Source organism: Stenotrophomonas sp. FR012 (genome assembly GCF_047520565.2).
Taxonomy (GTDB): Bacteria; Pseudomonadota; Gammaproteobacteria; order Xanthomonadales; family Xanthomonadaceae; genus Stenotrophomonas; species Stenotrophomonas sepilia.
On record NZ_JAXBQL020000003.1, the window covers coordinates 72225 to 84286 of the forward strand.

The window sequence follows — 12062 nt, forward strand, 5'->3', positions numbered from 1 at the left end:
TCTATCTCAAATTCTGGCGTGGCGCGCGAGGGAAACGCGCCAGGCCCTGTTCAGCGACTGCGCTGCACGGCCACCGGAAGTTCGGCCAGGCGCTGCCATTCGGGCTGCTGCAGCAGGGCGGGATCGGCCAGCACGGCGGCCATCAACGGATGGGCGTCGTTGCCCCAGAACAGTTCGTCATCGATGGCCAGGGTCGGTACGCCGAACACGCCGGCAGCAATGGCGGCCTCGGTGTTCCTCCGCAGCTGCTCCTTGACCGCGGGGGCCGCGGTGGCGCTGGCGACATCCTCGATCCCCAGCCGCGCAGCCGGTTCGCGCAGGGCCTCGGCGCTATCGGCGGCATTGCCGTCGCGCCAGATCCAGTCGAACAGCACGTCTACCGCCTGCACGCTGCCACCGGCGGCCAGGCACAGCCGCAGGGCAGACAACGGGTTGAACGGGTGGCCCGGCGGGAACCGCAGCGGTGTTCCTTCGGCCTGCGCAGTCCACAGCAGCTGGCGGTACATGAAGCGGCGCTTGGCCGGAATCTCGGCCGGCCCGAGGTTGCCCAGGTGATGCAGCACGGCACCGAAGGCGATCGGCACGGTCTGGATCTGTGCGAACTGGGGCAGCTGCTTCAGCTTCTGCCAGTGCAGGTAGGAATAGGGCGAGACGAAGTCGAAGTACCAGCGCAGGGTGGCCATGTGGGTTTCCTTGGATAACTGGAGGTCAGGGCTGCGCGTTGCGCTGCAGGTAGCGGTCGCGCAGTTCGGTCTGGCGCGAGCGCATCGGCATCGCCCGGCCGCCCAGCCAGACCTGTTCGGCATAGTGCGCCACGTCCAGCGGGTCGCCCTCCCACAGCACCAGGTCGGCACGCTTGCCCGGCTCGATGCTGCCGATCTGGTCGGCCACGCCGAACGCCTGCGCCGGCACCCGGGTCAGGCCGGCCAGGCCGTCGGCCCAGGGCAGGCCATTGGCCACGGCATTGCCGGCCAGCTGGCGCATCTTGCGGGCGTTGTGCGAGGCGTCGCCTCGCTGCACGAACGAGACCGCCACGCCGGAACGCTGCAGGCGTGCCGCATTTTCCAGCGTGGCACCGATCTGGTCGAAGCTGGCCGGCAGGTTGGACAACACATCGACGAACACCGGTACCTGTGCGGCGGCCAGCTCCGGCGCCAGCTGCCAGGCTTCGGTGCCTCCGGCGATGGCGATCTTCACCTTTTCGCGGACGGCCCAGCGCAGCAGCTGGCGGATGTCCGCCGCGCGGTCCACCTCTACCACGATGCGGCCCTGGCCGGCCAGGTAGCGGCCCAGCGTGCGGCGCCCGGCCGGCGTCAGCAGCGCATGCGGTGAGTCCGCGGCAACCTGGCCACGCGCCTCGTCCACCATCTGCTGCAGCAGCATCCATTGCGCCGCACGCGAATGCCCGGTCAGCTCCACTGCGGCCGACCCCAGGCGCAGGAACAGCGCGCGCGGCCCGAGGGGATCGGCGCTGCCGTCCAGCCGCATCACGCCACCCTGGCCTGCAACGAAGCCGCCACCGGTGGCCGCCCCCAGGGCGGTGAAGCCGATGCCGTCCAGGCGCGCCACCGGGATCAGCACCGAGGCCGGGTTGTACGCCAGGGTGACATCGAACTCGGGGCGCAACGGTTGTTCGCCGATCTTCAACGTGCTGTCGACCGTGCTCGCTTCACCGGAGACCTCTTCGATGCCGATCTCGGTGATGCCCCCGAACAGCGCCGGTGTCAGCGGACGGCCATCGGCCTCGACCACGCTGGCCCCGGCCGGGGCGGACAGCCCGCTGCCGACGGCGCGGATGATCCCGTCCTGCACCAGCACATCGGCGTGCTGCAGGCTGCCGCGCGCGCTGGCCGTATGTACGGTCGCGTTGCGCACCAGCAGGTCCTGCGCCTGCACGGATGCGGAGAGGCAGGCCAGCACCATGACCGTAGCGCCGAGCCATGCCCGGCGACGCTTGTTCAACGCGCCCATCAGTGCACCTCCTGGCCAAGCTGGAAGTCGGAACGTGGCGTGGCCGCAGGTGCGCTGCGGTCGTACAGGCGGCGGCCGTCGATGAAGACCTGCTCGGCCAGCGCGTACGAGCTGAAGGGGTTGCCGTTCCACACCACCACGTCGGCCATCTTGCCGGCCTCCAGGGTGCCGGTCTGGCCTTCAATCCCCAGCGCCCTGGCGGCGTTGGCGGTCATCCAGGTGATGGCGTGTTCGGGGGGGATCTCCGGCATGCGTGCGCGGCGCGCGGCGGCGATCACCTTGGCCGCTTCCTGGTTCAGGCGCTGGATGCCTTCGGGGGAGTCGGAATGGACGATGGCGCAGCTGTTCTTCGGCCGATCGACCAGTGCGATGTTCTCCGGAATGCCGTCGAAGGCTTCCATCTTGAAGCCCCACCAGTCGGCCCACAGCGCGCCGCAGACGCCGTCGGCGGCCAGCCGGTCGGCCAGCTTGTAGGCCTCCACGCCGTGGTGGAAGGCGGCCACCTTGAAGCCGAATTCCTTGGCCAGGTCGAGCATGGTGGCCATCTCGTCGGCGCGGTAGCAATGGATGTGCACGCGGATGTCGCCTTCGATCGCGCCGGCCAGCGTGTCCAGCTTGAGATCGCGCTTGCCGCCGGCATCACCGGCGCTGTCGCCCTTGTCGCTGCCGAACCAGCCCTTGCGCTTGGCCGGCTTCGGTTTGTTCTTGGCGATGTAGTCGGCGGCATCGATGAAGGCGGCGCGGTAACCGGCAACGTTGCCCATCCGCGTGGCCGGAGCGACGCCCTTGCCTCCGCCGTAGACCCGCTTCGGGTTCTCGCCGCAGGCCATTTTCAGCCCCCACGGCGCGCCGGGGAACTTCATCGCCTGGTAGGTGATGGCGGGGACGTTCTTCAGGGTCACACCACGACCACCGACCAGGTTGGCCGAGCCCGGCAGCACCTGCATGCTGGTCACGCCGCCGGCCAGTGCGGTGGCGAAACCCGGGTCCTGCGGCCACACCGAGTGCTCGGCCCAGACGTTGGCGGTGACCGGCGCGGTCATCTCGTTGCCGTCGCTGTGCGCGCCGACGCCCGGGCTGGGGTACACGCCCAGGTGCGAGTGCACGTCGATCAGGCCCGGTGTGACCCACTTGCCCTGCGCATCGATGCGGGTGACACCAGCATCGGCCTGCAACTGGCGGCCGACGGCAACGATGCGGCCCTCGCGCAGCAGCACGTCGGCGTTGTCCAGGCGCTGGCCGGTGCCGGTCAGCACGGTCGCGTTCTGGATCAGCACCGGTGCATCGGGGTGTGCCTGGTAGGTGCTGGGGTAGGGATCGGCGACGAAGCGCGAGGCGCCCACCGCCGGTGCCGTGCTCAATGAAAGCAGCGCCAGTGCCACCCCGGTGCGCAACAACGTCGATGCCATGCAGTTCCCCTCACCAGAAACATGAATCCACGGACGCTAGCCGGGGCCGATGTGGCTTGCCAAGTGACCTTGGACAGGGGCGTGGGGGGGGGTAGGAATTTTCTGATGGAGGATTTGTGAAGGAAATATTAACGTTGGATGAAGCAATGGGCTGATTACGTCTTGCGCTGACCTGTATCACCAGCTTACGCACCTGCTCCAACGACGGAGCCGGGCCCGTACCTTTCATGGAATCAAGGACGCAACCGATGACTGCTGCAAAGCTCCGCCGTTCGACCGTTTCGCGCCGTTCCTTCCTGCCCTCGCCGCTGGCGTCGGCCATTGTCGGTTCCTTGCTGGTGGCCACCGCACTGCCGGTCCTGGCCCAGGACAGTGACGACGCCCTGGCCCGTTACCAGCTGCAGCGCAGCCTGCAGTCGGCGTTCGCCGCGCAAGGCGGAGTGAGCGCCTCCGCTCCCGCGATGATCGCTCCCTCGGTAGCGATTCCGGTGGCGGCGCTGGCTCCCAGCGTCAATGCTTCCGCGGAGCCGGTCATGGGCAGGCCCGGCGATGCTGCGAGCTGGCGCACCAGTGAATTCGAACTCGACTGGGGCCTGGCTGCGATCAATGCCGACGTGGCCTATGCGCGCGGGCTGACCGGTGCCGGCATCCGCCTGGGCGTGTTCGACAGTGGCACGGGTCTGGACCATCCGGAATTCGCCGGCAAGGACAACCGCAGCGTCCGCATCGCCGATCTGATGGCTGACGGCACGCGCTGCACCAACACCACCGCAGTGCGTGGGCCGGCGGCCTGCTTCGCCAGTGATGGCGATGACGTCCAGATCAGCTATGTCGGGTACAACGCCAACGTGCCCGACAACATCCGCAGGATCATCGAGTCGGGCCCCTATGTGCAGCCGGGGATGCAGTTCGAGATCCATGGTACGCACGTTGCCGGCACCATCGCGGCGAACCGGGACGGAAGCGGCATGCACGGTGTGTCCTTCGGTTCGGACCTGACCGTTGGCCGGCTGTTCTCCGACAGCATCCGCGAGTGGCAGCGTACGGCGACTGGCTACTCGGTCGCGACGCTGGGCGCGATCGGCCCGAAAGTCAGCGCCTTCCAGGACCTGTATGCCCAGATGAACGCGCAGGGCGTGCGTGCCATCAACCATAGCTGGGGCCTGGTCACGGAACCGACGACAGCGACGGACATGGACGCGATCTACAACGACCCGGACGACCGCCAGTACCTGAACACCTTTGCCGACGGATCGCGTGCGCGCGGGATGATCCAGGTGTGGGCGGCCGGCAATACCAGTTCGCTCATTCCGACGCCGGCGCAGAGCCCCATCGCCGGCCTCTACGCCACGCTGCCGCGCGCATTCGCCGACATCGAGCCGTACTGGTTGAGCGTGGTCAACGTCGGTACCAACCTGACCCTGAGCAATCGCTCCAACAAGTGCGGCCTGAGTGCCAACTGGTGCCTTGCCGCACCGGGTTCGGACATCGTATCGACCGCCTATGGTGATGATTCCAGCCTGGCCGGCAGCGTCGGCATCGACGCCAACGGCAATGTCAGCCTGGACATCCAGCAGCGCGTGCCTACCTATGGCTATGCGCTGCTGAGTGGAACCTCCATGGCCGCGCCCCACGTCACCGGCGCGCTGGGCCTGCTGTTTGAACGCTTCCCCTATCTGGACAGCGCGCAGGTGCGCGATGTGCTGCTGACCACGACCACCGATCTGGGCGCGCCCGGCATCGACGACATCTACGGTTGGGGCCTGTTGAACCTGGCCAAGGCCATCGAGGGTTACGGTTCGCTGCGCGTGGACACCAACGTGGTGATGAACCAGCGTGCCGGTGGCCTGAAAGTGTGGGAAGGCGATGCCTGGGACAACTGGACCAACGACATCGGCGGCCCCGGCAAGCTGACCAAGAGCGGCATCGGCTGGCTGCGCTTGAGCGGCGACAACAGCTTCAACGGTGCGCTGGTGCGCGAGGGCGTGCTGGAACTGGATGGCGTCAATACGCTCACCGGAGCGGTGGACGTGGCCGGCGGTAGCTTCCTGCTCAATGGCACGTTGAAGAACACTGCGCTGAACAGTCAGGGGGGCTCCAGCCATATCAACGCACGCGGTGTGCTGGATGGCTCCGACCTGAACGTCAACGGTGGCGTGGTCATCTTCGACGGTGTGCAGCGCGGCGCCCACACCTCGGTGGCCGCGCAGGGGACGTTCGAATTGAACGGAAGGCTGGAAAACAGCGCGTTGACCAGCCTGGGCAACAGCCGTGTGAATGCAGGCGGGGTACTCGCAGGCTCCGACCTGACCGTCAACGGTGGCGTGCTGTCGTTCAACGGCACGCAGAGCGGTGGTCACACCCTCGTTGGCCGCAACGGCACGCTGAAGGGCATCGGCCAGCTGGGCGATACCACCGTGGCCGGTATCGTTGCACCGGGCAACTCGATCGGCACGCTGACCATCAACGGCGACTACGTGCAGACCGCCACCGGTGTGTACCAGGCCGAGCTGGCCCCGGGCGGGCACAGTGACCAGTTGCGCGTCACCGGTACCGCCACCCTGGACGGCACCCTGATCGCCCTGCCGGAAGCGGGCACCTATTACCTGGGTGAGCAGTTCAACTTCATCCGTGCCGACGGCGGAATCCGTGGCCAGTTCGCCACCACCGACTTCAGTGCGTTCTCGCCGTTCCTGAAATTCGGGCTGTCCTATGGCACCGGTGGCGCGCGCATTGAAGTCACCCGTGGCAATCCGCTCGCCAGTGCCGCCAGTACCGACAACCAGCGCGCGGTGGCCACTGTGGCCGACCGGCTGGCGGTCAACCAGGGCCTGCCGCGCCCACTGACCCTGCTGTTCCCTCAACAGGTAGGCGCTGCACTGGACGGCCTCAGCGGCGAGCTGCATGCGGCCACCGCGATGGCCCTGGTCGAGGGCAGCCGCTACGTGCGTGATGCCGCACTGTCGCGCCGCGTCGGTGCACGCGCGCCGGGAGCAGACGGCGACGCCGCCACGGGGGTCTGGGTACAGGCCATCGGTGGCAGCACCACGCTGGACGGCAATGGCAACACCGCACGCACCGAAGCCAACAGCAGCGGCCTGCTGGTAGGCGTGGACCGCGAGATCAACGGCTGGCAGGTGGGCATGCTGGCCGGTACCGGCCGTACCGATGCCAAGCAGCAGGAAGGACGCCGTGCGCGTGCCAAGGTCGACAATACGCACCTGGGGGCCTATGCCAGTCACGACTGGGGCGCCTTCGGCCTGCGGGGTGGCCTGGCCTGGAGCGAGCATGAGGTGAAGAGCACCCGCGAGCTGGCCTTCTCCGGTTACAGCGATACGCTGGCGGCACGCTATGACGGCCGCACCCGCCAGGCGTTCGTCGAGGCGAGCTATCGCTTCGGCGGCCCCGAGGCGGGGCTGGAACCTTACCTGCAGCTCGCACGTGTGGAAGTGGACATGAAGCGCGTCAACGAACGCGGCGGCGCGGCTGCACTGCAGGGTGAGGTGGACGATCTCCGTATCACCGTGGCCACGGCCGGCCTGCGTTTTGACAAGGGCCTGAAGGCTTCGTTCCAGCAGGACAGCTGGCTGCACCTGCGCGGTGGCGTCGGGTACCGCCATGCCAGCGGGGATCGCGACCCGGCGGCCCGCTTCGCCTTTGCCACCGGCAGCGACAGCTTCGTGGTCAGCGGTGCCCCGATGGCTGACAGGACGGTGGTGGCCGAACTGGGGCTGTCGGCATGGTTGACCGCACGCCAGCAGCTGGAGCTGGGCTATAGCGGCCAGTATGGCGACGAAAGCCGTGACCACAGTGCCAACCTGCGCTGGTCGGTGCGCTTCTAAGCCGCCGGTTACCGCAGGTAAACCAGGAGGGCGGCCGCAGGGCCGCCCTTCTTCGTTGCCGACCCAGGTGTGGGTTGGCCCGTGCACGCCTACAATGGCGGCCCCCACGCCGTACCGGACCGCCCATGAAGAGCAAGCAGGAAATCGTCGACAACTGGCTGCCGCGCTACACCGGCGTGCCGCTGGACCAGTTCGGCCAGCACATCCTGCTGACCAACTTCGGCGGCTACCTGCACACCTTTTCCGAGCTGACCGGTGCGCCCATCATCGGCCTGGACCGGCCGATGGCCAGTGCCACCATCGACGGCATCACCATGATCAACTTCGGCATGGGCAGCCCCAATGCCGCGATCATCATGGACCTGCTGTCGGCAGTGATGCCCAAGGCGGTACTGTTCCTGGGCAAGTGCGGTGGCCTCAAGCGCAAGAACCAGCTGGGTGACCTGGTGCTGCCGATCGCGGCGATCCGCGGCGAGGGTACGTCGGGCGACTACCTGCCGCCGGAAGTGCCAGCCTTGCCGGCGTTTGCGCTGCAGCGTGCAGTCTCGACCATGATCCGCGACCTCGGCCACGACTACTGGACCGGCACCGTCTACACCACCAACCGCCGGGTCTGGGAGCACGACGAGGCCTTCAAGGAGCGGCTGCGGGCGATGCGCTGCATGGCCATCGACATGGAAACCGCCACCGTGTTCGCAGCCGGTTTCGCCAACCACATTCCCAGTGGCGCGCTGCTGCTGGTCTCGGACCAGCCGATGATCCCCGACGGGGTCAAGACCGAGGCCTCCGATGCCAAGGTCAGCTCCCAGTTCGTGGAAAACCATATCCAGATCGGTATCGAGGCGCTTAAGCTTATCCGGCGCAACGGCAAGTCGGTCCGCCACCTGCGCTTCGACGAATGATGATGATGGCCTGGCGCGGCGCGCCGGCCCTGGGGAGTAGGTGATGGACGTTGCCGCGCAAGTGGTGGATTTCTGGAAAGAAGCGGGCCCTGCGAAGTGGTTCGCCCGCGACGATGCGTTCGACGCGCAGTTCCGCCAGTTGTTCCTGGATGAGCATTTCGCCGCCGCTTCGCGTGGGCGTGAACACTGGCTGGGCAGTGCCGAGGGCGCACTGGCGCTGATGCTGCTGCTGGACCAGTTCCCGCGCAACTGCTTCCGCGGTACTGCCCATTCCTATGCTACCGATGGCCTGGCCCGGCACTACGCCATGCGCGCCATCGAGGAAGGCCTGGACCTGCAGCTGGTGCCGAAGCTGCGCGCCTTCATCTACCTGCCGTTCGAGCACTCCGAGGACCCGTTGGACCAGGACCGTTCGGTGGCGATGTTCGATGTGCTGGGCGACAAGGAATACCTGCAGTACGCCGAGCTGCACCGCGACATCATCCGCCGCTTCGGCCGTTTCCCGCACCGCAACGCCGTGCTGGGGCGCATTCCCTCGCCGGAAGAACTGGACTACCTGGCCGAAGGCGGATTCGCCGGCTGAAAAAAGGGGACGGAGGGGATTAAGTCGTTTGTGGCATAAACGACTTAATCCCCTCCGTCCCCTTTTTTTTCGGGGGCCAGATCCGCTTCCCGCAGGAAAGGGCGCTGACCCCGCGCCGTCAATCAGTACTTCGGCACGCCGTTGTCGACGTCTTCCGACCAGGCGTTGATGCCGCCGGTCACGTTGAACACCTTGGTGAAGCCCAGGGCGCGGAACTGCTCGGCAGCCTGCGCGCTGCGGCCACCGTGGTGGCACATGAAGGCCAGTGCGGTGTCCTTCGGCAGGGCTTCCAGCGCGGCGCGGCCGTTGCCGTCGAAGGTCTTGAACGGTACGCCCACAGCGGCGATTTCACGTTCGTCGGCCGGGCGCACGTCCACCAGGGTGATGTTGCCGGCACGCACCAGGTCGTCGGCATCGCGCACGCTGATTTCCTGCACCGGCTTGGGCGCATTCGGATTGTCGATGGCCAGGCCCTTGCCGCGGATGTCGTCCACCCAGTCGATGGTGATGCCGTTGGCGCGACGGGCGCTGGCCAGGTCGAACTGCACGCGCAGGCCATTGGACTCGGCAGCGATGGCGCCTTCGTCGTGCGGGGCCAGCTGGAAGTTCGGCTGGAAGCCGGCGTCGATGGTCAGCTGCAGGGCCGCGCCCGGGGCGTCGGCCAGCGCGCCCTTGAGCATTTCCACGGCCGCCGGGGTGACGGTGATGCTCGGCGGGGTACGGTCCGGTGCCGGCAGCCCCAGCACGCTGCTCAGCTCGCCGCTGGCGGCCATCTGCAGCACGATGTCGCTGCCGCCGACCAGTTCGCCGTCGATGTACAGCTGCGGGATGGTCGGCCAGTCGCCATAGGCCTTGATGCCTTCACGGATTTCCTGGTCGGCCAGCACGTTGACGTGGGCGAACTCGACACCCAGGTCCTGCAGGGCGCCCACGGCCTTGGCCGAGAAACCGCACTGCGGCATCGACGGCTGGCCCTTCATGAACAGCACGACGCGGTTGGCGTTGAGGATGGATTCGATGCGCGAACGCAGGGCGGGATCGAGGGACATGGACGTCGGGGTTCCGGGAATTCGAACCATCAATTCTACCCCTCATGGCATCATGGGGGATGAGCAACGCAGGAACATTGCATCGCATTCCGACCCGGCCTTGGCGCTGGCTGCCCTGGCTGGTGGCGTCGCAGCTGCTGGTGATCCTGGTCTGGGCCCTGGCGGGCTGGCACTGGGGGCTGCCGCTGATGGTGGCCAGCCACGCACTGTTCATGGTGCCGGTGTTCCTGCCCAACAGTCGCTTCTATGCGCCGGTGCTGAGCCGGTTGCCGGATGTCGGCAACAGCGTCTGGTTGACCATTGATGACGGTCCTGGCCCGGAAACCCGTGCCGTGCTCGACCTGCTGGACCGCCACCAGGCCCATGCCACCTTTTTCCTGGTGGGCGAGCGCGCGCTGGCGCAGCCGGAGCTGGTGCAGGAGATCCTGCACCGCGGCCACGACCTGGGCAACCACAGCCACAGCCACCCGCAGGCGCGCTTCTGGCGGCTGGGCCCGGCGGCGATGCGCGCCGAGATCGAGGGCTGCCAGCACGCGCTGCAGGCGGTAAGCGGTCGCCCGGTGCGCTGGTACCGCTCGGTGGTGGGCATGACCAATCCGTTCGTGGCGCCGGTACTGCAGCGGCTGGGCCTGGTCCGGGTCGGCTGGAGCGCGCGCGGCTTCGACGGCATCGGTTGCACGGCGCAGGGGGTGCTCGACCGCCTGCTGCCGGATCTGCGCCCGGGGGCCATCGTGCTGCTGCATGAGGGGGCCGCCCACGGCCACAACCTGGCGATCATCGAGGGCGTGCTGCAGGCACTGGACGAGCGCGGGCTGAAAGCGCGGCTGCCGGTCCCGTAACGCCGGCCCTGGTGATGTAGAGCAGCCGGGCATGGGCTCGGCTCTACAAGGGGGCGCTGCTGTAGCGCCCGAGCCGATGCTCGGGCGGCGGTGTGAAGCACCGGAAAAACGTCGCAGCGCGGCTCTACAGCGCGGGGCGTTCGGCCACCAGCAACCAGCTGTTGAATGGCGTGCGCCCATGCAGGGGACGCGGCGCCGTCACCTGCAATCCGGCCTCGGCCAGTGTCGCTTGCAGCACGTGCGGGTCGGGGTAGTGGCGCGGCCGCGTGCCCATCCAGCCGACCAGCCAGGCCAACCGGTCCGCCACCCGCGTGGTGCGGTCGCGACCATCGCCGGTGGCCAGCGGCGTGCGCAGCAGCAGGCGGCCGCCGGCGGCCACCCGCGCGCTGGCCGCACGCAGCAATGCCAGTTGTGGGCCCGCGTCCAGGTACTGCAGCACATCCAGCAACAGGACGTGTCCAGGCTGCGCCGGCAGTGGCGCCTGCACGTCCAGGCAGTCGAAGCGCACAGCGTGCAGGCCGGCGGCGGCACGCTGGGCACGGGTGATCTTGCCGGCATCCACGTCCACGCCGAGGTAGGGGTGGGTGCCGCTGCGCTGGCGCAGCACGTGGGCGAACAGGCCCAGCCCGCACCCCAGGTCCAGTAAGGGTTGCCCGTCGTCGGGCAGATGCTGCAGCACGCCGTCATACAGCGGGTCGCTGCCGAGCTTGCCGCGGGTGTAGTAGTAGTCACGGCGGCTGCCCCAGGCCCGTGCCGGGCGGAACGCTTCGGCGATCGCGCGGGCCTGCGGGGCGGTCAGCGGTGTGCAGGGCAGGGGCGGGCCGTTCCGTGGCGTACCATCCATCGTGTCAGTCCGTGCCACCGAGCAGGTGTGCGGCGACCGGCAGCGCGCGCGCGCTCCACAGTGCGTACATCCGCGCCGACGGGTGCAGGCCGTCTTCGGCGATCATTGCCGGGTTGTCACCCTGGTCACGGCTGATGTCGGTGATGTCGACGAAGGCCACGTCCTGCTGGGTGCTGATCACCTCGGCCGCTGCGTTGAACTCGTCGGTCTCGATCTCGATGGTGGCCAGGTCGCGGCCGCTGCCGGCACCGAACGGCGTCGCGCCCCAGTCGGGGAAGGACAGCACCAGCACACGCCCGGGGCGGCCCCCGGCAAAGCCGATCGCCCGCTGAAGCAGGGCCTGGAACTGTACGCGGTACTCGTCCAGCGGCCGGCCGCGGTACTGGTTGTTGACGCCGATCAGCAGGCTGACGAAATCGAACGGACCCTGGGGTGCGGCCGCATCGATGCCGGCGTCCAGCTCGTCGGTGGTCCAGCCGGTGGTGGCGATGGTCTGAGGGTCGGCCAGCGCCACATCCTGCGCACGCAGGGCGGCGGCCAGCTGGTGCGGCCAGCGGCCTTCGACGGCAACGGCTTCTCCGACGGTGTACGAGTCGCCCAGCGCCAGGTAGGACAGCGCCACC

At 68.0% G+C, this 12062-nt stretch carries 10 protein-coding genes; 4 read left to right on the forward strand and 6 right to left on the reverse strand.

Annotated elements, in window-relative coordinates; translation table 11 throughout:
• Positions 1–50: 50 nt before the first annotated feature.
• Genes ACM0O9_RS06605 through ACM0O9_RS06615 form a run of 3 tightly spaced genes read right to left on the reverse strand, consistent with a single transcriptional unit; the run spans position 51 to position 3380 of the window.
• Positions 51–683 carry a 2-hydroxychromene-2-carboxylate isomerase gene (locus tag ACM0O9_RS06605; RefSeq protein ID WP_005419225.1) on the reverse strand — a complete coding sequence of 211 codons (633 nt, stop codon included), beginning with the start codon at positions 681–683 and terminating at the stop codon, positions 51–53.
• 25 nt (positions 684–708) lie between these two features.
• Positions 709–1971 (reverse strand): amidohydrolase family protein, encoded by a 1263-nt coding sequence (locus tag ACM0O9_RS06610; RefSeq protein WP_235649099.1) that lies wholly within the window; start codon positions 1969–1971, stop codon positions 709–711.
• The gene (locus tag ACM0O9_RS06615; protein WP_065185374.1) at positions 1971–3380 is read right to left on the reverse strand and encodes an amidohydrolase; all 1410 of its coding nucleotides are present in this window, start codon (positions 3378–3380) and stop codon (positions 1971–1973) included. The genes ACM0O9_RS06610 and ACM0O9_RS06615 overlap by 1 nt, the downstream gene beginning before the upstream one ends.
• Positions 3381–3628: 248 nt before the next feature.
• Between ACM0O9_RS06615 and ACM0O9_RS06620 the strand changes: the two genes are divergently transcribed.
• From ACM0O9_RS06620 to ACM0O9_RS06630, 3 genes are all read left to right on the forward strand, one after another.
• Positions 3629–7222 carry an autotransporter domain-containing protein gene (locus ACM0O9_RS06620; RefSeq protein ID WP_235649100.1) on the forward strand — a complete coding sequence of 1198 codons (3594 nt, stop codon included), beginning with the start codon at positions 3629–3631 and terminating at the stop codon, positions 7220–7222.
• Positions 7223–7347: 125 nt separating this feature from the next.
• On the forward strand, positions 7348–8124 hold the full coding sequence (locus ACM0O9_RS06625) for an AMP nucleosidase (protein ID WP_049415280.1): 777 nt from the start codon (positions 7348–7350) through the stop codon (positions 8122–8124).
• Positions 8125–8167: 43 nt separating this feature from the next.
• Positions 8168–8707: a DUF924 family protein gene (locus ACM0O9_RS06630; RefSeq protein ID WP_005419210.1), complete on the forward strand. Its 540-nt coding sequence runs from the start codon at positions 8168–8170 to the stop codon at positions 8705–8707.
• Between the two features lie 122 nt (positions 8708–8829).
• On the opposite strand, the gene grxD is transcribed toward ACM0O9_RS06630, so the two are convergent.
• Positions 8830–9756: a Grx4 family monothiol glutaredoxin gene (grxD, locus tag ACM0O9_RS06635; RefSeq protein WP_065185372.1), complete on the reverse strand. Its 927-nt coding sequence runs from the start codon at positions 9754–9756 to the stop codon at positions 8830–8832.
• Positions 9757–9815: 59 nt separating this feature from the next.
• Between grxD and ACM0O9_RS06640 the strand changes: the two genes are divergently transcribed.
• The gene (locus ACM0O9_RS06640; RefSeq protein WP_235646246.1) at positions 9816–10595 is read left to right on the forward strand and encodes a polysaccharide deacetylase family protein; all 780 of its coding nucleotides are present in this window, start codon (positions 9816–9818) and stop codon (positions 10593–10595) included.
• 124 nt (positions 10596–10719) lie between these two features.
• Here ACM0O9_RS06640 and ACM0O9_RS06645 read toward each other — a convergent pair whose 3' ends face one another.
• Positions 10720–11439, reverse strand: a complete 720-nt coding sequence (locus ACM0O9_RS06645; RefSeq protein ID WP_005419203.1) for a methyltransferase domain-containing protein — start codon at positions 11437–11439, stop codon at positions 10720–10722.
• A gap of 4 nt (positions 11440–11443) precedes the next feature.
• Entirely contained in the window at positions 11444–12061 is a 618-nt protein-coding gene (locus ACM0O9_RS06650) for an SGNH/GDSL hydrolase family protein (RefSeq protein ID WP_005419202.1), read from the reverse strand.
• Position 12062 lies beyond the last annotated feature (1 nt).